Origin of the sequence: Paenibacillus cremeus, from assembly GCF_007786445.1 — a bacterium.
In the GTDB taxonomy this organism is placed as follows: Bacteria; Bacillota; Bacilli; order Paenibacillales; family NBRC-103111; genus Paenibacillus_G; species Paenibacillus_G cremeus.
In genome coordinates this window covers 81,201-105,594 of sequence record NZ_VNJI01000001.1, presented here as the reverse complement: position 1 = coordinate 105,594, position 24,394 = coordinate 81,201, and the positions used below count along the sequence as shown (strand labels likewise).

At 52.9% G+C, this 24,394-nt stretch carries 26 protein-coding genes; 9 read left to right on the top strand and 17 right to left on the bottom strand.

The features are described 5' to 3' along the window. Positions 1–25: 25 nt before the first annotated feature. Positions 26–985: a serine hydrolase domain-containing protein gene (locus FPZ49_RS00460; RefSeq protein ID WP_186445526.1), complete on the top strand. Its 960-nt coding sequence runs from the start codon at positions 26–28 to the stop codon at positions 983–985. 56 nt (positions 986–1,041) lie between these two features. On the opposite strand, the gene FPZ49_RS36550 is transcribed toward FPZ49_RS00460, so the two are convergent. Both FPZ49_RS36550 and FPZ49_RS00450 read right to left on the bottom strand, forming a co-directional pair. After that, positions 1,042–1,179 carry a hypothetical protein gene (locus FPZ49_RS36550; RefSeq protein WP_261381176.1) on the bottom strand — a complete coding sequence of 46 codons (138 nt, stop codon included), beginning with the start codon at positions 1,177–1,179 and terminating at the stop codon, positions 1,042–1,044. Positions 1,180–1,320: 141 nt separating this feature from the next. Continuing rightward, complete coding sequence (locus FPZ49_RS00450) at positions 1,321–1,884, bottom strand: dihydrofolate reductase family protein (protein ID WP_222429845.1); 564 nt, start codon at positions 1,882–1,884, stop codon at positions 1,321–1,323. Positions 1,885–2,013: 129 nt separating this feature from the next. Between FPZ49_RS00450 and ybaK the strand changes: the two genes are divergently transcribed. Both ybaK and FPZ49_RS00440 read left to right on the top strand, forming a co-directional pair. Next, entirely contained in the window at positions 2,014–2,487 is a 474-nt protein-coding gene (gene ybaK / locus FPZ49_RS00445; protein WP_144842382.1) for a Cys-tRNA(Pro) deacylase, read from the top strand. A 98-nt stretch (positions 2,488–2,585) separates the two neighbouring features. Continuing rightward, positions 2,586–3,008, top strand: coding sequence for a hypothetical protein (locus FPZ49_RS00440; RefSeq protein WP_144842381.1), 423 nt, complete (start codon positions 2,586–2,588; stop codon positions 3,006–3,008). Between the two features lie 41 nt (positions 3,009–3,049). On the opposite strand, the gene FPZ49_RS00435 is transcribed toward FPZ49_RS00440, so the two are convergent. Then, entirely contained in the window at positions 3,050–4,315 is a 1,266-nt protein-coding gene (locus FPZ49_RS00435; RefSeq protein ID WP_261381175.1) for an MFS transporter, read from the bottom strand. A 139-nt stretch (positions 4,316–4,454) separates the two neighbouring features. On the opposite strand from FPZ49_RS00435, the gene FPZ49_RS00430 reads away from it, so the two are divergent. Further along, complete coding sequence (locus FPZ49_RS00430; protein WP_144842380.1) at positions 4,455–5,015, top strand: GNAT family N-acetyltransferase; 561 nt, start codon at positions 4,455–4,457, stop codon at positions 5,013–5,015. Here the strand turns inward: FPZ49_RS00430 and FPZ49_RS00425 are convergent. The 8 genes from FPZ49_RS00425 to FPZ49_RS00390 all read right to left on the bottom strand — a co-directional run bounded on the left by FPZ49_RS00425 (position 4,978) and on the right by FPZ49_RS00390 (position 11,182). After that, positions 4,978–5,658, bottom strand: coding sequence for an HAD family hydrolase (locus FPZ49_RS00425; RefSeq protein ID WP_144842379.1), 681 nt, complete (start codon positions 5,656–5,658; stop codon positions 4,978–4,980). The two genes, FPZ49_RS00430 and FPZ49_RS00425, sit on opposite strands and share 38 nt — an antisense overlap. Further along, positions 5,658–6,194: an orotate phosphoribosyltransferase gene (pyrE, locus tag FPZ49_RS00420; protein ID WP_144842617.1), complete on the bottom strand. Its 537-nt coding sequence runs from the start codon at positions 6,192–6,194 to the stop codon at positions 5,658–5,660. The genes FPZ49_RS00425 and pyrE overlap by 1 nt, the downstream gene beginning before the upstream one ends. A gap of 127 nt (positions 6,195–6,321) precedes the next feature. Further along, entirely contained in the window at positions 6,322–7,926 is a 1,605-nt protein-coding gene (locus tag FPZ49_RS00415; protein WP_144842378.1) for a PucR family transcriptional regulator, read from the bottom strand. A gap of 24 nt (positions 7,927–7,950) precedes the next feature. After that, positions 7,951–8,397: an SRPBCC family protein gene (locus tag FPZ49_RS00410; protein WP_144842377.1), complete on the bottom strand. Its 447-nt coding sequence runs from the start codon at positions 8,395–8,397 to the stop codon at positions 7,951–7,953. Next, the gene (locus FPZ49_RS00405; RefSeq protein WP_144842376.1) at positions 8,398–8,844 is read right to left on the bottom strand and encodes an SRPBCC family protein; all 447 of its coding nucleotides are present in this window, start codon (positions 8,842–8,844) and stop codon (positions 8,398–8,400) included. A 32-nt stretch (positions 8,845–8,876) separates the two neighbouring features. Further along, positions 8,877–9,356 (bottom strand): MerR family transcriptional regulator, encoded by a 480-nt coding sequence (locus tag FPZ49_RS00400; protein WP_144842375.1) that lies wholly within the window; start codon positions 9,354–9,356, stop codon positions 8,877–8,879. 214 nt (positions 9,357–9,570) lie between these two features. After that, entirely contained in the window at positions 9,571–10,287 is a 717-nt protein-coding gene (locus tag FPZ49_RS00395; protein WP_144842374.1) for an MOSC domain-containing protein, read from the bottom strand. Further along, positions 10,268–11,182 (bottom strand): nucleoside hydrolase, encoded by a 915-nt coding sequence (locus FPZ49_RS00390; protein ID WP_144842373.1) that lies wholly within the window; start codon positions 11,180–11,182, stop codon positions 10,268–10,270. The genes FPZ49_RS00395 and FPZ49_RS00390 overlap by 20 nt, the downstream gene beginning before the upstream one ends. Positions 11,183–11,388: 206 nt before the next feature. Here FPZ49_RS00390 and FPZ49_RS00385 point away from each other — a divergent pair, with 206 nt between their 5' ends. Next, positions 11,389–12,945 (top strand): ABC-F family ATP-binding cassette domain-containing protein, encoded by a 1,557-nt coding sequence (locus FPZ49_RS00385; RefSeq protein WP_144842372.1) that lies wholly within the window; start codon positions 11,389–11,391, stop codon positions 12,943–12,945. Between the two features lie 344 nt (positions 12,946–13,289). Next, positions 13,290–15,854 carry a cadherin-like beta sandwich domain-containing protein gene (locus FPZ49_RS00380; RefSeq protein ID WP_186445525.1) on the top strand — a complete coding sequence of 855 codons (2,565 nt, stop codon included), beginning with the start codon at positions 13,290–13,292 and terminating at the stop codon, positions 15,852–15,854. 71 nt (positions 15,855–15,925) lie between these two features. On the opposite strand, the gene FPZ49_RS00375 is transcribed toward FPZ49_RS00380, so the two are convergent. Both FPZ49_RS00375 and FPZ49_RS00370 read right to left on the bottom strand, forming a co-directional pair. Beyond that, positions 15,926–16,327 carry a YkvA family protein gene (locus FPZ49_RS00375; protein ID WP_144842370.1) on the bottom strand — a complete coding sequence of 134 codons (402 nt, stop codon included), beginning with the start codon at positions 16,325–16,327 and terminating at the stop codon, positions 15,926–15,928. 26 nt (positions 16,328–16,353) lie between these two features. Further along, on the bottom strand, positions 16,354–17,088 hold the full coding sequence (locus FPZ49_RS00370) for a WecB/TagA/CpsF family glycosyltransferase (RefSeq protein ID WP_144842369.1): 735 nt from the start codon (positions 17,086–17,088) through the stop codon (positions 16,354–16,356). 194 nt (positions 17,089–17,282) lie between these two features. Between FPZ49_RS00370 and FPZ49_RS00365 the strand changes: the two genes are divergently transcribed. The 3 genes from FPZ49_RS00365 to FPZ49_RS00355 all read left to right on the top strand — a co-directional run bounded on the left by FPZ49_RS00365 (position 17,283) and on the right by FPZ49_RS00355 (position 19,444). Next, a complete protein-coding gene (locus tag FPZ49_RS00365) occupies positions 17,283–18,314 on the top strand; it encodes a ParB/RepB/Spo0J family partition protein (RefSeq protein WP_144842368.1) in 1,032 nt (343 codons plus the stop codon). Positions 18,315–18,432: 118 nt separating this feature from the next. After that, complete coding sequence (locus FPZ49_RS00360) at positions 18,433–18,954, top strand: CBO0543 family protein (RefSeq protein ID WP_144842367.1); 522 nt, start codon at positions 18,433–18,435, stop codon at positions 18,952–18,954. 10 nt (positions 18,955–18,964) lie between these two features. After that, positions 18,965–19,444 carry a CBO0543 family protein gene (locus tag FPZ49_RS00355; protein ID WP_144842366.1) on the top strand — a complete coding sequence of 160 codons (480 nt, stop codon included), beginning with the start codon at positions 18,965–18,967 and terminating at the stop codon, positions 19,442–19,444. Positions 19,445–19,466: 22 nt separating this feature from the next. Here the strand turns inward: FPZ49_RS00355 and FPZ49_RS00350 are convergent, their stop codons facing one another. The 4 genes from FPZ49_RS00350 to FPZ49_RS00335 all read right to left on the bottom strand — a co-directional run bounded on the left by FPZ49_RS00350 (position 19,467) and on the right by FPZ49_RS00335 (position 24,380). After that, positions 19,467–21,122 (bottom strand): PAS domain-containing sensor histidine kinase, encoded by a 1,656-nt coding sequence (locus FPZ49_RS00350; RefSeq protein ID WP_186445524.1) that lies wholly within the window; start codon positions 21,120–21,122, stop codon positions 19,467–19,469. A 380-nt stretch (positions 21,123–21,502) separates the two neighbouring features. Continuing rightward, positions 21,503–22,360 carry a DUF6454 family protein gene (locus FPZ49_RS00345; RefSeq protein WP_144842364.1) on the bottom strand — a complete coding sequence of 286 codons (858 nt, stop codon included), beginning with the start codon at positions 22,358–22,360 and terminating at the stop codon, positions 21,503–21,505. A 29-nt stretch (positions 22,361–22,389) separates the two neighbouring features. Then, complete coding sequence (locus FPZ49_RS00340; RefSeq protein WP_144842363.1) at positions 22,390–23,235, bottom strand: ABC transporter permease; 846 nt, start codon at positions 23,233–23,235, stop codon at positions 22,390–22,392. Continuing rightward, a complete protein-coding gene (locus tag FPZ49_RS00335) occupies positions 23,232–24,380 on the bottom strand; it encodes an extracellular solute-binding protein (protein ID WP_144842362.1) in 1,149 nt (382 codons plus the stop codon). Before FPZ49_RS00335 ends, FPZ49_RS00340 begins: the two co-directional genes overlap by 4 nt. Positions 24,381–24,394 lie beyond the last annotated feature (14 nt).

The following is a 24,394-nucleotide window of genomic DNA, read 5'->3' as shown; positions in this document are numbered from 1 at the left end:
GCAGGAAGTGGGAGGGATTGTTTCTATGACAACCGCTGCTTTACCTCGTTCCAAAGTCAAGGATCAAAGCCGTGTCGCGCTGAGCGTTGAGTCATTCTTGGAAGCTGTTCGTCGGGAGGAGCTGAACCTGCAGAGCTTTATGCTGCTGCACCATGGGGAAGTGGCTGCCGAAACCTGGTGGCCGCCCTATCAGCCGAACGACCAGTACCATGTCTTCTCGCTGAGCAAAAGCTTCTGCTCCACCGCCGTCGGGCTGGCCGCCCAAGAGGGCTTGCTGTCGGTAGATGATTTGGTGCTCGATTATTTCCCCAGCTACCGGACCCCCGACATCGAGCGGAACATGGGCGAGCTGCGCATCCGGCATTTGCTCACCATGTCTACTGGGCACACGCAAGATCCGACGGGTGCCATCCGTAACGCCGCAGACGGGGACTGGGTGCGGGCGTTCTTTGAATCCCCCATCGAAGCTGCACCGGGCTCACTGTTCGTCTACAACAGCGGCGCCACGTATATGCTGTCCGCCATTGTTCAAGCGGTGACCGGGCAGACGACGCTGGAGTATTTGCAGCCACGGCTGCTCAAGCCGCTGGGAATTGAACAAGCCACGTGGGAGATGTGTCCGAGAGGAATCAACACCGGCGGCTGGGGGCTTCGAGTAACAACGGAGGATATTGCGAAGTTCGGCCTGCTGTATTTGCGCAAGGGCCTGTGGCAGGGTCAGCGGCTAATTTCGGAGGCGTGGATCGAGGCCGCAACCGTGGCTCACATCCCGACCCCGACGGAGAACGGGATCGATAAGCGGCAGGGCTACGGCTACCAGTTCTGGCGCTGCCAGCCGAATGGCGTCTATTGCGGTCGCGGGATGAAAGGCCAATTTTGCATCGTGCTGCCGGAGCAGGATGCGGTCATAGCTATCACATCAGATGAGAATAGAATGCAGTTGATTCTCGATCAGGTTTGGGAGCATTTGCTGCCGGCTTTGTAAATGAATACAATGAACCCGCGTCGAACCTTCGGCGCGGGTTTTGTTTGATTATAGACCTACACATCCGACTCACTGGGACGCCACCTCTCCTGACTCCACCGGCTGACATAGCGTTCACGATCGTTGCCGAACCGTTCCATCAGCTCGTATCTTACAGCCGTGTAGTTCTTTCCGTCCTCCGGATGACTTCTCACATAGTCCCGAAATAGCAGGGCGCACTGCTCAGACCAGCTGCCATGCTATCGAATGAATGTGCACTCTTTTGTCGCCCGGCTGCTCTCGAAAATATCGCTTCGTCCGATCCCATCGGATCTTCCATAAGCCGCCTCCTTTATTTAAACCATTACCCGCTGATATGTCACGCTTAGAACGCCGTTGCTGTACATTTTCGAATCCACCAGCTTCAGTGGGACAGGCTGCTCGATCTCATCAAACAAGCGCATCCCCGTGCCGGCGACCACCGGGCAAATGTTCAGATTCAGCTCGTCCAGCAGGCCTTCACGCAGCAGCGACCGCACCAGCCTGGGGCTGCCGGGGATCTGAATATTTTTGCCGGGCTGCGCCTTGAGCTTCCTCAGCTCCTCCACGAGATCACGATTGATCAGCGTCGCTGGCTGCCAGTCTAGCGCTTCCAGCGTGCTGGACACCACATACTTGGGGGAGTTTTTTAAAAACTTCGCCATCGGCACCTCATCGCTCTGGTGCTGCCAAAATTCCGCCAAAATCCGATACGTACTCGGTCCCAGCAGCACAGCGTCAGCTTGTGCGATACCCGCAGCAATGCGCGACATCATTTCGGGATTGCCCCATTTTTTCGGCGAATTTTCAGGCGAGTCCACTACGCCATCCAAGGACATGAACAGTCCGGCTACGATTTTTCTCAATGAGGTTGTTTCCACTCTACTTCCCTCCGATAGGTATGCTATCAACTACCCCTGATTTTACCATGGGCACCTGTCGTATTGGAAAACCAACCCGTATCCTTGGTATAGTAAGCTTATTCATTCACATCCGAGGTGCACCTAACCATGTCCATCAAAACGAATGCCTGCCGAATGCTCGATTCCCTACATATCCAATACACGCTGCACGAATACGAGTGGGACGAAAATCAACTCGATGCCGCCACCGTCGCCGTCAAAGTCGGGCTGCAAACGAGCCAGCTGTACAAAACGCTCATTTTAAAAGGGGACAAGTCCGGCGTGATCGCCGCCTGCATTCCGGGGGATCAAGAGCTGAACCTGAAAGCGTTAGCCACCGCCAGCGGCAATAAGAAGGTCGAGATGGTGCCCGTCAAAGACATTCAATCGCTGACCGGCTATATCCGGGGCGGCGTCTCTCCTCTCGGCATGAAGAAAAAGTACCCGTTCTACCTGCACGCCTCAGTCACTACGATGGAGCTGGTCAGTATCAGCGGAGGGCGACGGGGATTGCAAATTTTTCTGCGGGGAGCCGATTTGGCCACTGCATCGGAAGGACAGCTGGTCGATATTGCGTACTGATCTGATAAGTGAAAAAAACGGGGATTAGGTGGACAGTAACAACCACCTAGTCCCTAAGCGGATTTCCCGCTTTGCTCGGCGCACCCAGGCCTGGAGGCATGCTCCTATGCGGATTTTCCGCTTTGCTCGCCGCGCTCAGGCCTGGAGGCGAGCTCCTGAGCGGATTTTCCGCTTTGCTCGGCGCACCCAGGCCTGGAGGCGAGCTCCTAAGCGGATTTTCCGCTTTGCTCGGCGCACCCAGGCCTGGAGGCGAGCTCCTAAGCGGATTTTCCGCTTTGCTCGGCGCGATCGGGCCTGGAGGCGAGCTCCTAAGCGGATTTTCCGCTTTGCACGACGCACCCAGGCCTAGAGGCGAGCTCCTAAGCGGATTTTCCGCTTTGCTCGGCGCACCCAGGCCTGGAGGCGAGCTCCTAAGCGGATTTCCCGCTTTGCTCGGCGCGCTCAGGCCTGGAGGCGAGCTCCTAAGCGGATTTCCCGCTTTGCTCGGCGCGCTCGGGCCTGGAGGCGAGCTCCTAACTTGATTAAAAAAAAGAAGCCGCCGACCTAAGCCGGCAGCCCACACTTAAGTCGATGCCTCCATCGACTCCGGATCCTTCACCTTCAGCCGCACCCACACCATGTTCAGCAAATAGAGCAGGCAGGTGAATCCCAGCATCCAGCGAATCCCGAGCGCGGCAGAGCCCAGTCCGCCCAGCAGCGGTCCCGCAAAAGAACCCAGGAACGTCGCGCTCGAGGTCAATCCGAACACCTGCCCCCGCTGATGCTTCGGCGTGAGCCGTCCGACCAGCGCATTAGCGGTCGGCAGGATGCCCCCCACGAACAGCCCCAGCCCAAACCGCGACGCCACAAACACCCAAATGTTAGGCGCCAGCGCCTGCGGCAAATAAAACAGTCCCGCTCCGGTCATACAAATCGTTAACACGCGCCGATATCCCAGCTGATCGCTGCGCTTGCCCAAGAAAGGCGAGGCGATTAGATCGGCCAGCCCCGTGACAGAGAACGCAAAGCCTGCGATCGTGCCCAGCAGTCCCGTCGTCCCGTTCATCAGCTCCTTCATGAACACCGGGAGCACCGGCTGCACGCTCATCACGGAGAACTGCGTAATGAACAGCACCAGGAACATCGTTTGGACGGACTTCAGCTCTTTCACCGCGCGGAATTGTCCAACTAGTGAAAGCTTCCGCTTGCCGCCTCCCTTGTTCCCTCCAGCTGGTTGAAAATCCTCTTTCACGAAGATCAGCGTCACCACGAACGCTAGAATCGCAAACGTGGACGTCAGATAAAATACCGCGCGGTAGCTGCCAACCGAATCGGCCAGCAATCCGCCAACCAGCGGGCCGAGCAGCGATCCGACCATGCCGGCCGACTGGATCCAGCCGAGCGAGAAGCCCAGCTTTTCCTCTGGGATAACGGTGCTCACGAGCGCAATCGCCGCAGCGGAAAAGCCGCTGAACGCTCCTTGCAGCGCACGCAGGCCGAGCAGCTGCCACGTATTTTGCGATAGCCCGGCTAGCGCATTGAAAATGGCGATGGCCACCGTCGAGCGCAGCACCATCATTTTACGGCCTGTCCGGTCAGACAACGAGCCCCAGATCGGCGAGGCCAATGCCGCTACCAGCGGTGTGGCGCTTTGGATGACACCGGACCAAATATCGACCTTGTGCATCTCATGTACCCCAAGCTGTTCAATATAAAAAGCCATAAATGATGAAGTGCTGGTGAACGCCAGCATCATAATCCCTTGAACCAGGGACATGATGACCAGCATCATTTTCCAAGACGTCTTCTTCTCCGCCCCATTCCCTTTCTCTTCATCCCGTTCACCCATGATGAACTCTCATCTCCCTCGCTGTCGTTCCACTCCTTGATTTCATCTTAACAAAAAGCGCAGCGCCGCCTCAACTTTTCCCGCATTAGTCCTAGTGCTATACTACTGGATAGACGGAAAAGCGAAAGGATGAGCGTCATTGGACACACTGCAGTACCACATCACAGACGAATGGGACGAAGCCTGCTGGAACGCTGTCGAGGGTATCTATGAAGAGGCCTTCCCCCTGGACGGCAAAAAAAGCCGCGACATCATCCATCGCATGTTCACCAAACGGATGTGCCAGCTGCACACGATCGCCCAAGGCTCCGACATCGTCGGGATGGCGCTAACCGGTATTGATCAGGGGGCTCGCGCTTTGATCATCGATTATTTGGCGATTCGCGGAGAGGCTCGCGGCCAGGGGTACGGCAGGCTTTTGCTCGAGCGGATTAAAGACTGGGCGCGTACCGCTGCCAACTGCAAAGGCTTGATCGTCGAGGTTGAAGCCGAGCCTACGGCGGAAAACGAGCAGCGAATCCGGTTCTGGGAAGCGTGCGGCTTTCAGCTCACGGAATACGTGCATCAATACATTTGGGTACCGGAGCCGTATCAGGCGATGGCTTGCAGCTTCGATGAGGCCGATCCGCTGCCGCAGGATGGAAAGCAGCTGTTCCGCAGCATTACGCGGTTTCACCAGAAGGCCTATCGGGGGACGTAGCCAACACCCCACTCAGCTCCCCCACCGTGCGGCAAAAGCAAGTCGGGCTCGCCTCCCGGAGCTCCGCATCACTGCCGTAGCCATACCCGACGCCGATGGATGCGATCCCATTCTTCCTCGCTCCAATGATATCGTGCATCCGGTCGCCCACCATGACGACACGGGCCGGCTCCAGCTGCCGCTCGCGGACAATATGCCCGATCAGCCCCCCCTTGTCCGACCGGGTCCCGTCCAGCTCACTGCCATAGATGCCATTGAAAAACGTATCCATCTGAAAATGCTGCACAATCCGCTCCGCAAAAACCGTCGGCTTGGACGTCGCGATATAAAGACTTTTCCCCTGAGCCTGCAGCGTCACCAGCAGCGGAACCATCCCCTCATAAACTTCATTTTCGAACAATCCAACCGCTTGAAAATACTCCCTATAGTATCCAACAGCTTCCCAGGCTTCCTCCTCGCTCATCCCATACACATCCGCGAACGACTGCTGCAGCGGCGGGCCGATAAACTGTTCCAGCTTGGCCCAATCCATCTCGGTAATCCCCATACGGCCTAAAGCATGCTGCACCGACTTGGTAATTCCCACCTTCGGGTCAGTTAAAGTACCATCCAAATCGAATAATATCGTGTCGAACGACTGCATCAATTTTGCCCTCCGCCAGCTGCCATCAGCTCATCCAGCGTGAATAAGGAGGCCAGCTCCAGCCCCTCAGCCTCAAGCATTCTTCTGCTTGCCGAATCGCGTTCAATGACACACCGTACCGACTCCACCTGTGCCCCGCGCTCCCTCAGCTCCTTGGCGCTCATAGCAATCTGTCCCCCCGTGGTTACCACATCCTCGATGATGCAGACGCGCTTCCCCTCGATACCGACGCCTTCCGCCAGCTTGCAGGTGCCGTAGCCCTTAGCCTGCTTTCGAACAAACACGACCGGCAAGCCGGTGGCCAGCGACAACGCCGTTGCGATGGGAACGCCCCCCAGCTCCAGCCCCGCTAAAACCTCGGTATGCTCCGGAATCAACAGTGCAAGCTTACCCGCGATCTCCGCAAGCAGCGTCGGGTCGGATTCAAACCGATACTTGTCAAAATAATGCTCGGACACCTGCCCGGAGCGCAGCCGGAACGTGCCCGTTAGATGCGCCGCTTCATAAATCGCCTGAGCTAATCGTTTGGTTTCCATAGGCATAGGCATTGGCATTGGCCATCCCCTCTCCAACATTCAGATTTCAATCAAATCTTACCAATCCCATGCATGCGATCCATATGTCCACACAGACAAAAAAAAGCACCGACTTTCGTCGGTACGGCTAGTAGCTAGATTCCATTTTCATGAGCTGGTGGATTTTCAGCCCGACATGCAGCAGCAGCCGCTGCTCCGCCTCATTCACTTTGCAGCCGGTCAGCTGCTCCATTTTTTGCAGGCGATATTTCATCGTGTTCACGTGGATAAACAGCTGCTCCGCCGTATCCGAAACCGAGCAATTCCGGGCAAAATAGGTTTCCAGCGTCGGTACAAGGCCGCTCTGATGAATGGCGTCGTAGGCGACCAGCTTCCCAACCGTTTCCCCGTAAAGGCCGTCCAGCTCCTCCCGGTCTTGGAATTGGCTGAGCAAGCGGAACAACCCCAGCTCCTCGTAGTGTATACAGCCCTGCTGCCCCACCGGCTTCCCCAGCTCCAGCGCCTTAACGGCTTCGACATACCCCTGATGAATCCCCGTCAGCCCCGGGTAGCTCCGCCCCATGCCGATTCGGAACAACAGCTCCGGGCAGCCCTCCTGCAGATGCTGTCTAAGCGACTTTGCTGCTTCCTTAACCGGAAGTTCGCGTGGGCGAGCCGGCAGCAGTACGACCACTCTGCCCTTGAGCTGTGTTACGATCGCCTTAAATGCCTCATACCGAAAAAACGAATACACCAGCTGCAGCACCCGGCGCTTCCGCTCCGGACTCCACACGTCATCACCTTGGTGTTCCGCTGCAATACACAGGACCTCGAAGTCCTGATCCAGCTCCCAACCAAACTGGGCCCCCTTGGCCATCGTTTCAGCTGAATCCTGATTGCGCCCAAGCACCACCTCGGACAGAAAGCTGTCCTTGAACGATTGCTCCACATCCGCTTTGGTGACGAGCTTCATCCATTCCATCGCCATCAGCACCATGGTGCGGTAGAGGATGTCATAGTCCTGTTCCGCAAACGCCCTGCGTGTCTGCCAGCAGGTCACCTCGCCATACAGCTCATCGTTCAGCAGCATCGGTGTGACAATACAAGGCGTCAGAGCCCCTTCCAAAAACCGGTTCATTCGAAGAGGCCGTTTGGCTGTCTTGAGCTCAGACTTCTGAGCATACGTGAGCGGAGCAAACGAGAGCCCCTTATCCAGCTCCAGCGCAGCAAAATCCGATCCGACCGTGAGCGGATTGTCCGTCATTTGCTCTAAGGCCTCAACCAACGGCGCGATGCCCTTCCCGCTCACCGCGAGCTCCGTCATCCACTGGAAAAATAAATCCAGCTGCTCCTTGCCCGTATCCAGCTTTTTCAAGATCCGCTCCAACAGCGGCGTCATAATATCCAGATATGAAACGTCGGGATGAATCTCGATAATGGGAAAATTCAGCCGATTTCCCTCATCCTTAATGATGGCCGGGATTTCCTTTACGTAGGGCCCGGTTTTGATCGCCAAGGCGCAGCCGCCTGCGGCGTGAAGCTGCCGCACCAGCTGTCCGATCGCTTGCTCATCTTCCTTGATCGGATACAAGCTGGTCAGCAGCAGCACGCTGCCCTTCAGCCAACGGATCACATCGGGCACTTCCATCACCGTTATGGAATCCATCCTGCGGTCCATTCCACGCTCCCCGGCAACGATCCTACAATGAACCAGACCGCCGATGCCCATGGCTTCGCTAACGGTAATTGCCACCTTTGCTTCCCCCGCTCCCCGCCTCTAAGCGCTCATTTCCTTCAACAGCTCGCCCATCCGGTCAAAATTTTGCTCATTCGCTTCAACGCAATATTTTACCGCCTGCTCGAACTCCTTGGCATGCATAAACTGCTGACGGAAGGTCACCTTCGTGCGGCCTCCCAAATCTTCAAAGGTCGCAGTCACTTGAAACTCAGGGGAGGACGTATGCTTCAGCACGATCCGCTCCTGCGGCACAATCTCCACGAACTCAATATGGTTCGGGTAGTCCACTCCGTTCGGCCCGTGCATAATGAACCGCCACTCCCCGCCTGGACGCAGGTCAAACTCGTGGAACGTATTGGTGAAGCCGTTCGGCCCCCACCAGCGAGCCAGCAGCTCAGGTGTTGTCCACGCTTGATACACCAGCTCCCGCGGCACCTCGAACTCGCGCGAGTTAATCACAACATTTTCTCCAATCGTCGCGGCCATTTACAATTCCTCTCCTTCCAGGCTCTTGCCCAATCCATCCAGCATCAGTCCCGTGCCATGCTCGCGAGCTTCCGGCGTATCGTGGCCGTCGATGAACACGCCTTGCTCGGTGAATACCAGCTTCGTGCCGCCCTCCGTTGGGATCAGCTCCACCGTGGTGACGGAAACCGAGATCCGCGTATCCCCCGAATCCAAGGTGTAGCTGTACACAATCCGCTGCTCCGGCACAATCTCTTGATAGCAGGCATCGAAGGTAAAGACTGGACCCTCCGGCGGACCGCCGCGGCTGTATTCGCGTCCTCCGACGCGGAATTCGAACTGCTCGGCCTTGGAAAACCATTTGGCCTTGGCATCCGGATCAGCCCATGCCTTGTATACCCGTGCAGGGGACGCGGCATAGTTTCGCTCTATAACGAAGGTGGCGTGCTTGACGTATCGTTCGGTCATGATTAACATTCCTCCAAAAATAGTAGTTTCGTTTATTCATGCTCCTCAGCGAGAAAATCCCCCAGCATGTCCAATCGCTGCTCCCAGCTGATCCGCCGTTCGACGACCAGCTTCTCGGGGCCTTTTTTCATCGCTTGCAGGAGCGTTGTGAAATCGTCTACGCTGAGCGGCGCTTTGCCCCGCATAAGCTGGGCTACGTGCTCCAGCTGCTCCAGGAGCTGGTGCTGCAGCTCGATCTGCTCCTTGATCCTTGCCATTTGCAAATTCACAATCTCCAGCGGATTGTACTGCTCGCCGGTCAAGACGGACTTGACCTCGTCCAGCGATAAGCCCAGCTCCTTGAGCGATAAGATTTGCTGCAGCCGCGACAAATCGGAAGCATTGTACAGCCGGTGACCGGAATCCGTCTGGCCGGACGGCGAGAACAAGCCGATCTGATCGTAAAATCGCAGGGTGCGGACCGTCAGCCCCGTCAATTTGGCGAGATCTCCGACTTTCCAATGGTTCTTCATAATCAACTCCTTCGCTGCGCGCTAGCGTTTTACCGGTAGCTTTACTATAAAACATGACGTTACGTAAGGTGCAAGCAGCAAATTTTATTTTTACAATCCGAGGGCTGGTGTAATCGTTATTCTACTAAGTTTAACATATGCCCATGAGAAATATTGGTATTTTCCACTATGAAACTCTCGCATAAAAAAAGTATTTGGCTGAAGACCAAATACTTTAATCTACTAAGATCACCTGATCACCGGCTTGAATATCTCCTGTCTTCTTCACGGAAGCATAGACGCCGAAGGTTAAGTCCATCTTCTCGTTTACAATTCGGAGCAAGGATGCATCCCTCTCCAATGTATCGGGGTCGACTGTGATCATCACGCATCGCTCGCAGTACGTATCGACCTGGAGCTCCGCGCTTCCCACCGCCAGTCGCTTACCGATCCAGTCGCCTTCGCTCATAGCATCCTGGTCTAAGGCCACCACCAAGTTGGCTCGAAAACGGCGCGGATCCAGCCGCTTGCCCCATAGTGCTTCCAGCTGCTGCAGCGTTCGGTCTGTAACGATCAGAATGCTGGCCGAATCAACCGACATCAGCTCAGGAGCTTCTGGATGAGGCGCTCCATAGCTTTTCATGGAAATGCGTTTGGGTGTGAGCCGCTGAAGTTCTCTTAACAAATCGTCGTCCCAACCCAAGTCCTTCCCGTCCGGCGTCAGCACCCTTACTTGGCCGCCAATCAGCTGTGCTTTATAGCTGAGCAGCTCGGGTAGCGTTCTTGCCGTAATGAAGCTCTTCCAGCCGGTTTTGGCCGGAACATAAAACGCGCAAAAGCGGTCTCCATACAGACCATAGGACTCTACAGTACAAGCCTGAAGCCGCTCCCCGGCCATCGATTTCACGGGATACCGGTTGATCTCACGGATTTCACCCACGACTGCCTTCATCTTTACCTCCTGAAACCATGGCGTAATAATGTTCAAAAAAAGCGTCGCGGTTCACTGCCATCGCAATTTCACAGCGACCGCCTGAGCTTGGATGAAACGTCATCGACCCAAGCCTTCGCTCATCCATCAACTCCACTTCCACCGTGCCTCCCTGATACTCGCACAGCTGGGGCTCGAACAAACAGGCTGCCGCAAGCGGATCATGAAGGGTCATGTCATGCTTCGCAAGCCAAGGCGAGCCGAAATCTTCGACGGCCTTCATCAGCCTCGTTTCAAACCAACCGTCCGCCTGCTCCTTCCGCAGCACTAGCTTCGTGGTCACATTTAACCCGAAGGTTCGAATGAGCGGTACGTCAGCGTTGTAAACGATGGCGCAGGCATGCGGGTCTAACCAGGCGTTCCAGTTGGCCATCGGCATCTCGAGCTCCGCCTCCAGCTCCTCCGAGAACACGCCGCTCATGATGTTGAGTTCCTTTATTAATGAAGGGATTTCAGGGTCCACCAAGAACAGCGTAGCGATATTGGTCAGATGACCCACGGCCAACAGGGAAATTTCATGCGGGTGCTCCCGAATGGTCCGACGCATAAAATCTGCGGCTTGGTACTTGGCAAACGCCGCTTCGTGCTCCCAGCCAGACAATCGTGCCGCTCCAGCCGGCTTGGGATACAGCGGGCTGGGCAGCAGCTGCCGGTCCGCGCCTGCGTACACCGGAATCGATCTCCCGGCCGCGCGGCAGATGGCATCGGCTACCATCGCTCGTTTCTCCACTTCACCGCCCACGGTGGTTATGCCAACCAGTTCGCATGCAGGCTGGCACAGCAAATAGGCCAAGCACAACGCATCGTCAATATCTCCGCCGATATCCGTATCCAGCAGTACCTTTTTGCGGCTCATGCTTCTCCCCGCTCCCCCTTCATACTAAATGAATGGTTCGAATCTCCAATGACATGCTAATCCTCCTAAAAAGGTGCTTTACCGAATCGTATCAAATCGCTGCACGGCGGGCAACTTCAGCTTCCCCAAAATTTTCCCGCATTGAGTTGTCCGTCCCATACGCTTATAATAAGCATGATAAAAGTTTACAAGAAAAGGTGTCATTCATGAGCATATTAAACGTAGAACGATTAAGTCACGGCTTCGGAGATCGCGCGATCTTCAACAATGTTTCCTTCCGACTGCTCAAAGGAGAGCACATCGGACTGATCGGCGCCAACGGCGAGGGCAAGTCCACGTTTATGAACATTATTACAGGCAAGCTTCAGCCGGACGACGGCAAGGTCGAATGGTCCAGACGGATGCGCGTCGGCTACCTCGATCAGCATGCAGTGCTTACGAAGGGCATGACGATCCGCGATGTCCTGAAGGGCGCTTTCCAATACCTGTTCGATATGGAACAAGAGATGAACGACATGTACGGCAAAATGGGCGACGTCTCACCGGAAGAGCTCGAGCAGCTGCTGGAGGATGTCGGCACGATTCAAGATACGCTGACGAATCAAGACTTTTACATGATCGATGCCAAAGTGGATGAAACCGCTCGCGGCTTGGGCCTGACCGATATCGGTCTGGATAAGGACGTCAACGACCTCAGCGGGGGTCAGCGGACGAAAGTATTGCTGGCGAAGCTGCTGCTGGAGAAGCCGGACATTTTGCTCCTCGACGAGCCGACGAACTATCTCGATGAAGTGCATATCGAATGGCTCAAGCGCTACCTGCAAGAGTACGAGAATGCCTTCATCCTGATTTCGCATGACATTCCATTCCTGAACAGCGTGATTAACCTGATCTACCACATGGAAAATCAAGAGCTGAACCGCTATGTCGGCGATTATGACCATTTCATGGAAGTCTACGAGATGAAAAAGGCACAGCTCGAATCGGCCTACAAGCGACAGCAGCAGGAAATTGCCGACCTGAAGGACTTCGTCGCCCGGAACAAAGCGAGTGTCGCTACGCGGAACATGGCGATGTCCAGACAAAAGAAGCTCGACAAGATGGACGTGATCGAGCTGGCGAAGGAAAAACCGAAGCCGCAGTTTAACTTCAAGGAAGGTAGAACCAGCGGCAAGCTGATTTTTGAAACGACGGACCTCGTGATCGGGTATGACAGCCCGTTGTCGAGACCGCTGAACCTCCGGATGGAGCGCGGCCAGAAGATTGCCTTGGTCGGTGCGAACGGAATCGGAAAAACGACCCTGCTGCGCAGCATCCTCGGCGAGATCCCGGCGATCTCCGGCTCGGTAGAGCGCGGCGAGCATCAGCTGGTCGGCTACTTCGAGCAGGAAATCAAAGAGGCGAACTACAATACTTGTATCGAAGAAGTATGGAAGGAGTTCCCTTCTTTCACACAGTTTGAAGTGCGAGCGGCGCTGGCAAAGTGCGGCCTAACAACCAAGCATATCGAGAGCAAGGTACAGGTGCTCAGCGGGGGCGAGAAAGCCAAGGTGCGCCTGTGCAAGCTGATCAATCGCGAGACGAACCTGCTCGTGTTCGACGAGCCGACGAACCACTTGGACGTCGATGCCAAGGATGAGCTGAAGCGTGCACTCAAAGACTATAAAGGCAGCATCCTGCTGATCTCGCACGAACCGGAATTTTACCGCGACATCGTCACCGAAACATGGAATTGCGAGTCTTGGACGACGAAGGTGTTTTAAGGCACGGGCAAGGTTATCAAAGCATCAACTAGCGACAAAGTATACTTTTCGGCCCTTTCGCTTCCCCCTAGGAAGTTGGAAGGGCCTTCTTTGTGTCGCAAGATATAGGACTATAATCCTATTTTAGTTGAAATTTGTCGAGATTTGCCAAGTTTTATGTGGTACAATACAAATTATCCGCAATGACACAATATTAAGTAGGTCCAAAGGAGGAACAAGGTAAGATTGATGATAGCAACCGCTGCGAAAGTAAGCGAACGATAGGTTGACGGTTCAAGGAAGCCGTCGTTCACAAGACTCGGCGAATGCCGAGAGCGAGTATTACATACAGGGAGGCAGATGTTTTGAAAAAGAAAGTATCCGAAATGTTCATTGATTTATTAAGGCAAAAGAAGGCGGCTATTTCACTTTCGTTGATCTGTTTCATGATTTTGTCTGCGCTCGTAGGTACGCATGCAGCATGGGCGGGAACAGTGCCGGGAGGAGGAGGTGGAGGGGTCGTAACTACGTTTAACGGTACTCTGGATACGGATCATTCCTACATCAAGGCAACGATGCCATATCCATATACTACGGTTTATACTTCCGGTTTTTCTGCCGGAACAGCAGCCACGAACACACGCAATTATTACTTACAACCCTTTACCCCTACCGTTAGCGGAAATTACGATATTGAACTGACTGCCGCTTCGTTGATGGGAAAACAACCAAATAACCTAAGTAATAACCAATTGTATGCTACAGACGATACCTTTTTATTCTTATATGCGGGGAGCTTCGATCCATTACACCCTCTTGATCATCTTGTCGCAGGACATGACGATATAAGCGGAAGCAACAAGCGATCGAAATTGCCTGGCATGAATCTGGAAGCTAATAAGACCTATAGTATAGTGCTGACCTCTTATTATCGAGAAGCCACTGGAAGCTTAACGTTTACTGTTACCGGTCCCGGAGAGCTTCAAAGATTTACTCCTAGCGCCGATTTGAACAGCCTGACGTTTAGCCAGGGTACATTGGCAGGGCCTTTTGACTCCGGCACAACGAGCTACACCTCCAGCGTGGCTAACAGCGTGTATAGTGTGTCTGTAACCGCAGCGACCTACCAGAGCGCTTCCACGATGCAGGTGAGTGTCAACGGAGCCGTCTATGCCCCGTTAACCAGCGGAATCGCGAGCGGCGATCTGGCTTTGAACATTGGTGCGAATACGATCAATGTGCAGGTCACAGCGCTGGACGGCACCACAGTGAAAACCTACACCATTATCGTCACGCGGGAGCTAAGCGACAATGCGGATTTGAAAGCTCTGGCATTAAGCCAAGGCACGTTATCTCCAGCATTTGCCCGAGGTACGACGAGTTACAGCTCAAGCGTAGCTAACAGCGTATATAGTGTCGCGGTAACTGCAGCCGTCTACAACAATGCTTCCACGATGCACGTGCGCGTCAACGGAGGAGCCTATGCACCGTTAGCAAACGGAAGCACGAGCGGCGATCTGGCGTTAAACGTTGGAACGAACACCATCGATGTCGAAGCAACGGCACAGAACGGTACAACGAAGAAAGTGTATACCATTGTTGTCGTTAGAAATGGCGTTTCAAGCTCGTCATCCTCCTCCTCATCGTCTTCAGCTGCTCCGAGCAATAATGGTTTAGACATTATCGTCAACGGCAAGGTGCAGGATCAAATTGCGACCGGCACGGCTACCAATGAAAATGGAAAAACCGTGCTAACGGCGACCGTAGATGCAGCCAAATTGACGACACGACTGGACCAGGAGAGCCAGCGTTCAAGCATCGTCATTCCTGTGACGCAAAGTGCGGACAAAGTCACTGTGCTGCTGACCGGCGATGCGGTCAAAGCGATGGAGAACAAGCAGGCCGTTTTAGAAGTCCAGACAGGAAACGGTAACTACAAGCTGCCTGCGGCGCAAATGGTAATTGACCGCTTGTCTGCACAGCTCGGAGAGAAAGTCAAGTTGTCGGATATTGTGATCCATGTAGAAATTGCCAAGAGCGATACTTCCAAGGCCCAAATCATGAATAATACAGCGGCGAAAGGTCATTTCTCGGTTGTTGTTCCACCTGTAGAATTTACAGTAACGGCTACATTCAATGGAAAAACCGTAGCTGTGGACCAGTTTAGTTCCTATGTCACGCGTGAAATTCCTCTTCCATCGGGTGTAGATCCGAGCAAAGTCACCACTGCTGTTGTCTTGGGAGAAGACGGCTCCACCCGCCACGTACCTTCTTATGTGAAAACCCGTGATGGTAAAAGTTACGCGGTTGTGAACAGTTTGACGAACAGCTTATACTCGCTGATCTGGAACTCGGCGACATTTGCCGATGTGGAAGGACACTGGTCCAAAAATGCAGTGAACGATATGGCATCCAGAATGGTCATCAATGGCGTTGACGCGAGCCATTTCAACCCGGATTCGGCGATCAACCGTGCGGAATTTGCTGCAATCATCGTAAGGGCGCTGGGCTTGTCCGATAACGGAAAAACCGCGGCATTTGTAGATGTAAAATCCAGTGACTGGTATTTGGGTGCGGTAGCGAAAGCGCAGGAGTTTAAACTTATTGATGGATATGAGGATGGAACGTTCCGCCCATTGAAAACGATCACGCACGAAGAAGCGATGGTGATTATCGCCAGAGCGATGAATATTGCAGGCTTGGAAACAGGAATCAGCCAACCGGAAGCAGATAACTTATTATCCGGCTTCGCTGACGGAGCTACCGTCAGCGGATGGGCTAAGCAAGCTACTGCGGCAACCGTGAAACATCAGTTGGTCGAAGGCTCGAACATCGGACTGCAGCCATCAAGCGAAATTACTAGAGCAGAAACGGCTGTAATCGTTCAGCGGATGCTTGCAAAAGCCAGGCTGATCAACGTGAAGCCGTAAGCTTACGTAGGAGGCGGTGACTAACCGCCCGCACAAAACACAAGAGGCTGCCATTCGGCAGCCTCTTGTGTTTATTCAGCAAACAAGCGGTAGCATATCAGTCCCAGCCAGACGGCAGCCACGATCCAAATGGCGATAAAGATCGCACCGGTAATCCAGTTTTTCGGCTTGCCGTTTTTCCGCAGCTCCTCGGCCTTCCATCTGCAATCGGCCAGAACAGGCTCCGGGATCATTTTTAGCGCTAAAGCAATGCCCAAAGGAACAATAATCAGATCGTCTAAATACCCTAGAACCGGGATAAAATCAGGAATCAAGTCAATCGGACTAAACGCATACGCGACCACACATATTGCAAAAAGCTTCACATACCACGGCACTCTTGGATCCTTGTAGGCCAGATAGAGCACAAACACGTTTTGCTTGATCGACCTTGCTTTGGATTTCAGCTTTTGAAGCGCACTGCTCTCCGCCATGATCACTCTCCCCTTTTCGCTGAAGTCTACCTTTCCTTATAGAACAATGCCCGAAGCGCGAACCGAGGCAGAATCAGCTGTCTTCGCCATCTGGATGGCTGATGAAGCAATCGGTACAGCCATTCAACGCCCAGCTTCCGCCATAGCTCCGGTGCCCGCTTCACCTTCCCCGCAATGACATCGAGACTTCCCCCGACGCCGATCGCTATTCGCGCATGCAGCTGATCCTTATGCTTATAAATCCAACGCTCCGCAAAGGGCGCACCTAGAGCAACTACCAGGACATCCGGCTGTAAGCTGCCGATTTCTTCGACAATCTGCGCTTCTTCCATCGGGTAAAAATAACCATGGTGCCGGCCTAAGACAGATACATTCGGATAAGTACGACGGATCACTTTCGATGCCTTCTCGCTCGTTGCTTCATCGGCGCCAAGAAAATAAAAAGACCACTTCTTCTGATTCCCCGCCTCCAGCAAGTGAAGCAGCAGATCGCACCCCGTTACTCGTTCCGGCAGCGGATTGCCTTTCAATCGGGATACCATCACAATCCCGATGCCATCTGCCGTCAGCAGCCCTGCCCCATCAAGGATAGACCGCAGCTGCTGGTCCTGCTGACAGGCCATGGCGATTTCCGGGTTCAACGTCACGACATGAAATAGCTCCGGCGGCTTTTGCTCAATGACTTTATTGATTAATTCCACCGAATTACGCATGGTAAGCTGCGGAACCGGGATGCCCATAATGTTGGAGTAGTTATCCATTTGGCTTGCCCACCTTTAGTATTGTACTAGATTTGCTGAGGCTCCAATACCCCCTATTATATTTTATTTCCCATTCGTTCCCAATGAGAAGCAGATGATAGATTAATGATAAAAGGTAAAACCTTCCCACGATCCGGACCCTAAGGTATAATAGGGTTGTCCCCATCGATCAAATCATAGGAGAATTCATTCCCATGGATATTATTGAAATTCAGACGCATCTCATTGATGAAGATACCGACCAGCCGCGTTACCAGTTTGACGAGGAGTCGCTGCAAGAATTAATGCAAAGCATCGAGGAAATCGGCTTGCTCTCTCCGATCAAAGTCCGAACGACCCCGAACGGCCGATACAAAATCATTTACGGCAACCGCCGCTACAAAGCCTGCAAAACGTTGGGCCGCCCCACGATTCCGTGCATCGTATCTGCGGTTACGGATGAGTTGGAGATTTACCTAGAGCAAATCGCTGAGAATTTAACGCGGGCCGGCTTCACCCCGATTGAAGAGGCGGAAGCGTTCAACAAGCTGCTCACCGACTCCAAATTCAGCAGCTCGGTGAAATACCTGTCCAGCAAGCTCGGCAAACCGGAAGCCTACATCAAGAACAAGATTGAACTGCTGAAATTCGGCAACACGGTCAAAAAGCTGGTGATCAGCGGCACCGAAATCAAAAAAGACAAGCTCACAGAGGATCAGCTGCTGCCCCTCAAGGATTTGCCGCTCGAGCACCGCGACCCGCTAGCTATGATTATCGCTAGAGACGAGATGCCGGTGAGCGATGTCAAGAAGATTGCCAAGCTCTTCAAGGATAAAGCGATCTCCGACAGCACCAAGAGCAAGCTGCTATACAAGACCGGTCCGGGACTGCTCGAAACCTGGTCCACGCACGAGCATAACAAAGCGGAGCGCGCCAAGGCCGCCGAGCCGAAGCCAGCTCCAGCCAAACCCGCCGCGAAGCCGGCGGCCAAGGAAGAGCAGCTCTCACCGGCTCCAGCTGCGAGCGCTACTCCCCTCGAGAGCCAATTACAGCGCTTAGCAGCTTCCGTTCCCGCGTTCAGCCCCATATCGCAGGATTTGATTCAGTCCTATGTGGCGATTAACGCAGCGAATCGAGCACCGTTCCTTGAAGGCGTCGACACCTTGATCGAGACGTTGGAGAAGCACTTGTCTGAATGGAAAGCCGTACGGGAGCTGGCCAAAGCCAAAGCTACAGCTGATGTATAGTTGACATAAAAAAGCCGTATCGCGGGGAATACATTCCTTGTATCGATGCGGTATTTTTTTTGAGCATAATTATACCGAAAATGGAGAAACCTAGAAATAAAAACTTTAGGTGACCACCATGCGTTTTATCATCAATCTCGTCTTCATAATTGCAGCATGGAAGTGGGGAGATTGGAGGCATTGGAAAGCCTACTACCCTACGATCCTTTTCTTGATCACTGGTGATTTGCTGTACAACTTTTTGACCTACAATTTTACGCTCTGGCAGTTCCGTCCGGTCGCCTTCGATCAACCGATTTATTCCAATCACACGTTGATTACCTTGGGTATTGATTTCATCAATTTCCCGGCAACGGTATTGCTGTTCCTCGGCAATTACCCTAAGACTCGCGTAAAACAAGCGTTTTATTTTCTGGCTTGGGTTTCATTTTCTTCCGCTATGGAGTACTTTATTCACCGAGCATCCGGCCTAACGTATGCCCATGGCTGGAATTTCTGGTATTCTGCAACGTTTAACGTCATCTTATTTTCACTGCTGCGGATTCATCATTTGCGTCCCTTGCTGGCGTGCGGCATCTCTGCTGTCGTAGTTGTATTTTACTCGTGGTTTTTCCACTTACCTGTCAGTTCAATGAAATAGGGGTCACCACATGGATAAGATTACAGCGATTACTTGGATTCATCTAGTGCTATCGATAATTGGCCTGAATCTAATTGCTTGGTTTATTCCGAAAAAGCTTACACGAGTCGAGATTTATTCTACGACTTTATTTTCTTATGGGCTGGAGTACACCGTGGATTCGATCCTAAATTTGCATTATCATTTGTACGGTTATTTTCACGAGGGATTTGAGTATGTCGGTCTGCTGCCGATTTTTTTCATTTATCCCGCCGTCAATATTATTTTCCTGAACTTCTTTCCATATCACCGAGGCGTCCTATCCAAAACCGTAAACATTATTGGATGGTCGATCTTCTCCGTCGCTTACGAGTACTCGGCGGTGTCCGTGGGTTGGTTTTATTACAATCACTGGACGCTATGGTATTCCGGGTTATGCTATCCTCCGCTGTTTCTAATCTTGTTGTTGAATTTAAAATTCACTAATTTTTTGGAAAAAAGGCCCGTTTGAAGCCCATACAAAAAACCAGCTGCTAAGTCGCAACTGGCTTGGATGGATGAAGCGAATGGGGCTGCAGAATCGGCAAATGGAGATGCACTGTGGTCCCGACATCGATCTGGCTTTGGACTTGCAGCTTTCCCTGATGCCCTTCAATGATTTTATGACTGACCATAAGTCCCAAACCGGTGCCTTTCTCCTTGGTCGTATAGAAGGGCTCGCCCAGCAAGGCCAGCCGCTCCTCGGAAATGCCGCACCCTTGATCCACGAAACGAATATCGATACTGCCCTCGTCGGCTTTCATCTGAACTACGACATCTCCACCCTCAGGCATGGCTTCGATCGCATTTTTGAGAATGTTGATAAACACCTGCTTCAGCTGATTCTCTTCACAGTGGATGAGCGGAATGTCCTCATCGATCTCCGAATGAATCTGCACATTGTTCAGAATCGCTTGGGTATCGAGCAGCGCGATGACATCCTGCAATATTTTGCGCAAATCCTTGATTTCAAACTGAACGACTTGCGGCTTGGCAATCACCATAAATTCGCTCACGATACAATTGATTCGATCCAGCTCCGACAGCATAATTTCGAAATATTCGCGAAACCCGCCGGTCTTCATTTGAAGCAATTGCACAAAGCCCTTGAGCGAGGTCAGCGGATTGCGAATCTCATGAGCGACGCCCGCCGCCAGCTGCCCCACGATGGACAGCTTCTCCGATTTCAGCAGCAGCTCCGCGGTCCGCTTATGCTCCGTGATATCTTTGGCGATGCCGAACACGCCTTCAATCTTGCCATCCACAATAATCGGAACCATCTTCAAGTTGACGATTACGCTCTCGCCTTGCTTGTGAGTGAGGGTGACCTCGATGTTGTTGGACACGCCGCCGGCCGCCTGCTCAAACTGGTACAGCGCTTTCTCACGGTCCGTCCCGTGAATAAATCGCAAGAACGATTGCCTCTGCAGCTCTTCCTTCGAATAGCCCGTGATACGCTCGGCAGCCGAATTGATTCCCAGCATCTGCCCGTTCAGATCCAGCGAGAGGATGGCATCGGGGTTATGCTCAACCAGTGATTTATAGCTCTGCTCGCTCTCCTCCAGCCTGCGCTGGGCGCGCTTCCGCTCCGTAATGTCCTTGCACAGCAGCTGAACGGCCGGTTTGCCAAGATACGTAATAGGTACGGCTCTAGCCTCCACATCAATCATCTGCCCATCGATGCGCAGGTAACTCTGTTCATACGTATTCGAAGGCTTGCCCGTCTGGATGAGCAACCTCAATTTCTCCCTCGCCCACTCCAGATTATCCGGATGTACGAAATCTATGATTGATCGGCCGATCATATCCTCCGGGTGCTGCGCCCCGAAGACGCTCGCTCCAGCAGGGTTGATATAGACGACCTTCCCTTCGCTGTGAACGACAATCGGCTCCGGCAAATGCTCAACGAGAATCCGATACCGCTCCTCACTTTCGGTCAGCGCCTTCTTCAACCGTTTAAGCCAGAAATAAAACAGCACCGACGTAACAAGGACGTAGAATAACCCTTTCGTAGAATGAATCGTAATTGCAGAGGATAAATTCAGTAGACTGATCAGCTGATCGGATAGAACAACCCATAATCCCCCCGCTAACACATAAACCAATGATACTCTCAGAGGTGTACTGAGCCATTGCGATCTGGTATGCATACGCATCTTCCTTATTTATCTATTTTTATGTATACACAATAGCTCAAAAGCCTATTTTTTCTCTGATTATATCACTATTTGGTTAAAAAATGAGTGGTTTTTTGTTCCATTTGCTCACGTTCTCTTTCGTCCCACTGCGCCGCTGCCCCGCGATTTCCAGAATTGAGGCGCGTACTCGTATACTCTTCGTGAACCGTCCTCCAGCAGCTCGCAATAGGGGGAATGAAAAGTCGTAATTACAGCGCTTCCACTGATATGAAAAATAGCTGAATTCGAAGAAATCGTTCTCGATATTAGAAAAGTCAACCCCTTCATTAGCACAGCAAAAAGACCATCTCACACAACAACCAATAGTGTCTGAGATGGTCTCGTAGTGCATCTTACTTGCGACCCAGGTGACTAGTCTCGTAAATAAGCAGTGTCCCCTGATCATCATCCGGTACAGCATACAGCCGCAGCTCGTCCCCCGACGGCTCCAAGAACACCGGATTGCGCGTAATGACATGGCCTCCGGGGGAATACAGCGTAATCGGCACCTCATGAAGCGTCCTGAGCGTATGCATGTCGATTAACGCTAAGCCCCCGAGCTCGTAGGCACCGCCACTTGGATGAGGGAGCTCCGCGATGCCGCTCACGAGCATTAGCCCCTCCCCGATATAGTGGCCGTCCTGATAATCCACGAAATGGCTTGAATTATCCTGCTCCTTCAGCAGCTCCCCCTGCGCGTTCCACACATAAAACTTGCGGGAAGCCCAGCTGTTGCCTACCAAATCGCCGTCCTGACCGAGCCGAACTACACCGCCGATATGGTCTGGGACACGGAACGCAATTTCCGCCTTCAAGGTCTGCAAATTTACTCGGTACATCAGAGACCTGCTTTGCGGACGGTACTCGGCGACCGGCACCCAGATGGAGGTGCCATCCCAATCGATGCCGCCGGGGTGATACGCATCCCCTTCCCCGAGCATTACATCCTGCACGAGCTCCCCCTGCAGATCAAATACAAAGAGATGCCCCATGCCGACTCCAGGTGTCCGGTCGAAGCCATCGACGCTGGGCACGTCGTATCTCTTCGGCCACTCGCTTAACTCCACCGACGACATATAAAACAAGTCGCCGATCCGGAGCATGCCCTGAGCATGATGATTGTTGAATTGCAAAGGTATCGCCTGCTTCAGCTCCCACTTGGTGTGCCGGGTGAGCTTGCGAAATAAATTGGCTGCGTTAGCCTGAGTCATAGAGGTGCTCTCCATCTCCATACGAATTATTAATGGGCGGAAGCCTTGTCATCCTTGATCATCGTACGAATATAGAAGTACCCCATGATAGAGCAGAGAACGAACATGAACACCGCATTGGCGCTGGCCAGCTGAGGCTCTCGGTACGCCGAGAAAATTTGCCGCATCGATACGCCGAGCACCTGCGGCGAGTTCGGCCCGATCAGGAACGGCGCTGTAAATCCGCCGATAATGCCCATGAAGATAAAGGTCATGGCCACCAGCGTCGTCCGGTATGACAGAGGCAAAATAAACTTGAAAAAAATTTGCAGCCGGCTCGCACCGATATCCTTGGCGCTTTCAATGATCGCATTCGGGATGCCCGATAACGCGGAAGTCAGCAGCATCGTCGTAAACGGAATGTTAAACCATAGGTTCGCAAGAATAATACCCTTGTAGTCAAAAATGATTTTCGGAAACGTCTCGCTTCCAAACAGCATCAGGATGCGCGCCAGCCAGCCGTGATTGCCATACATATTAATGATCCCGTACGAAGCGATGACCCCGGGGATAAACATCGGAATCATATACATGCGCTTGATGCCTCGCACGATCGGTCCGGAGCTGAAGCGCATATAGATGGCCAGAGCATACCCGATCAGGATGACCAGGATTACGGAAATCAAGGTCAGCTTGAGAGTGAAAAGAATGTTGCTTGTGCTCACCTTGTCGGTAAACAAATAAATATAGTGCTCCATGGTGTACTCGCCATTGTCATTCTTGAAGCTTTCGTTGATGGCGAGAATAATCGGCACGATGACGATGAAACAAAGGAGGAGGAAGGAGGGGATGACGAGCAGCAGCCCGAAAATCCCCTGTTTCACTTGTTTACTCATTGTCCGGCAACATCCCTTTGCCAACGTTTTTGAATTTCCTTACCCAGATCGCCGATGTTAAACGAACGGTAGCCGCCCATGACGTCTTTAAATTTTTCTTTCATGTCGGCCGGCATTTCCGTCCATTTGATGCCTGGGTAGCCGTACATTTGATTGACGACGACCGTCTGCGCTTCCGGCGTTAATACATAGTTCAGGAACGTATTCACCGAATCCTGGTGCTCCGAAAGCTTAGGTACCATCAGATAAGTTGGCCCGCCGTTGAAGGACGGATCGATTTGCGTCAGCTTCGTCGTATCCGGAAGCAGCTTCTTAGCAATTTGCTCCATCGCCTGGTCGGACCAGGTCGGAATCATATCCACCTCGCCATTGGCGAGCAGATCGAGTGTCCCTTGGTTTTTCTTCGGATAAACGCCCTTCTGATACATGTAAGGGTGAAGCTCCTTCAGCAGCGCGAAGCCTTTGTCCCACTGGCTCATAATCGCCGGATCTTGGCTTGTGATCGCTTCCTTCGGAAGGAAGTTGTAGATCGCGGTCTGCACGAACGAGTCGCCCGAGCCGCCAGTCGAAGGATCATTGTAAGCGAAACGGCCCGGATTTTTGCGGATCCAATCGTACATCTCGGCCGCAGTCTTCGGAGGCGTCTTCACTTTCGCGCTGTTATAGGCCAAAATAACGGCGGATGAGCGGTAAGGAATGCCCATGTACGCGACGTTCTTCATATTGCTTTCTTCCACTTTGCTCAGGTTTTGAATTTTCGCCGGATCGAGCTTCGCCCAAAGATCATCCTTGGTGCCCTTGGTTACGTCGCTCAAGCTGCTCTCATAGAGGTCAATGTTGCCGGACTTCTGCCCCGCCTGCTTCGCCGCCATAATCCGGTCATACGTGGATTGCCCGCCTGCGCCGGAATCGATATGAACCAGCTTTACTTTAATGTTAGGATACTTCTTCTCAAACATAGGAATGATCGTTTCCCACAGCTGCTTTACGTTTACTGAGCCTGTCACGTAGAATGAAAACTCATCTTTTGCGCTTCCGCTAGTGCTGGCTGCTTTATTATCACCGCTTGTTCCACAGCCCGCCAATGCAGATAGCACCAATACTGATGAAAGAGCCATACCTACACGTTTTTTCATTCCAACCATCCCTAATTCCCCCT

Coding starts and splice junctions, on each gene's coding strand:
- FPZ49_RS00460 (WP_186445526.1), top strand. CDS start 26: ATGACAACCGCTGCTTTACCTCGTTCCAAAGTCAAGGATCAAAGCCGT.
- ybaK (WP_144842382.1), top strand. CDS start 2,014: ATGTCCATCAAAACGAATGCCTGCCGAATGCTCGATTCCCTACATATC.
- FPZ49_RS00440 (WP_144842381.1), top strand. CDS start 2,586: ATGCTCCTATGCGGATTTTCCGCTTTGCTCGCCGCGCTCAGGCCTGGA.
- FPZ49_RS00435 (WP_261381175.1), bottom strand. CDS start 4,315: ATGGGTGAACGGGATGAAGAGAAAGGGAATGGGGCGGAGAAGAAGACG.
- FPZ49_RS00425 (WP_144842379.1), bottom strand. CDS start 5,658: ATGCAGTCGTTCGACACGATATTATTCGATTTGGATGGTACTTTAACT.
- pyrE (WP_144842617.1), bottom strand. CDS start 6,194: ATGGAAACCAAACGATTAGCTCAGGCGATTTATGAAGCGGCGCATCTA.
- FPZ49_RS00410 (WP_144842377.1), bottom strand. CDS start 8,397: ATGGCCGCGACGATTGGAGAAAATGTTGTGATTAACTCGCGCGAGTTC.
- FPZ49_RS00405 (WP_144842376.1), bottom strand. CDS start 8,844: ATGACCGAACGATACGTCAAGCACGCCACCTTCGTTATAGAGCGAAAC.
- FPZ49_RS00400 (WP_144842375.1), bottom strand. CDS start 9,356: ATGAAGAACCATTGGAAAGTCGGAGATCTCGCCAAATTGACGGGGCTG.
- FPZ49_RS00395 (WP_144842374.1), bottom strand. CDS start 10,287: ATGAAGGCAGTCGTGGGTGAAATCCGTGAGATCAACCGGTATCCCGTG.
- FPZ49_RS00390 (WP_144842373.1), bottom strand. CDS start 11,182: ATGAGCCGCAAAAAGGTACTGCTGGATACGGATATCGGCGGAGATATT.
- FPZ49_RS00385 (WP_144842372.1), top strand. CDS start 11,389: ATGAGCATATTAAACGTAGAACGATTAAGTCACGGCTTCGGAGATCGC.
- FPZ49_RS00375 (WP_144842370.1), bottom strand. CDS start 16,327: ATGGCGGAGAGCAGTGCGCTTCAAAAGCTGAAATCCAAAGCAAGGTCG.
- FPZ49_RS00370 (WP_144842369.1), bottom strand. CDS start 17,088: ATGGATAACTACTCCAACATTATGGGCATCCCGGTTCCGCAGCTTACC.
- FPZ49_RS00365 (WP_144842368.1), top strand. CDS start 17,283: ATGGATATTATTGAAATTCAGACGCATCTCATTGATGAAGATACCGAC.
- FPZ49_RS00360 (WP_144842367.1), top strand. CDS start 18,433: ATGCGTTTTATCATCAATCTCGTCTTCATAATTGCAGCATGGAAGTGG.
- FPZ49_RS00355 (WP_144842366.1), top strand. CDS start 18,965: ATGGATAAGATTACAGCGATTACTTGGATTCATCTAGTGCTATCGATA.
- FPZ49_RS00350 (WP_186445524.1), bottom strand. CDS start 21,122: ATGCATACCAGATCGCAATGGCTCAGTACACCTCTGAGAGTATCATTG.
- FPZ49_RS00345 (WP_144842364.1), bottom strand. CDS start 22,360: ATGACTCAGGCTAACGCAGCCAATTTATTTCGCAAGCTCACCCGGCAC.
- FPZ49_RS00340 (WP_144842363.1), bottom strand. CDS start 23,235: ATGAGTAAACAAGTGAAACAGGGGATTTTCGGGCTGCTGCTCGTCATC.
- FPZ49_RS00335 (WP_144842362.1), bottom strand. CDS start 24,380: ATGGTTGGAATGAAAAAACGTGTAGGTATGGCTCTTTCATCAGTATTG.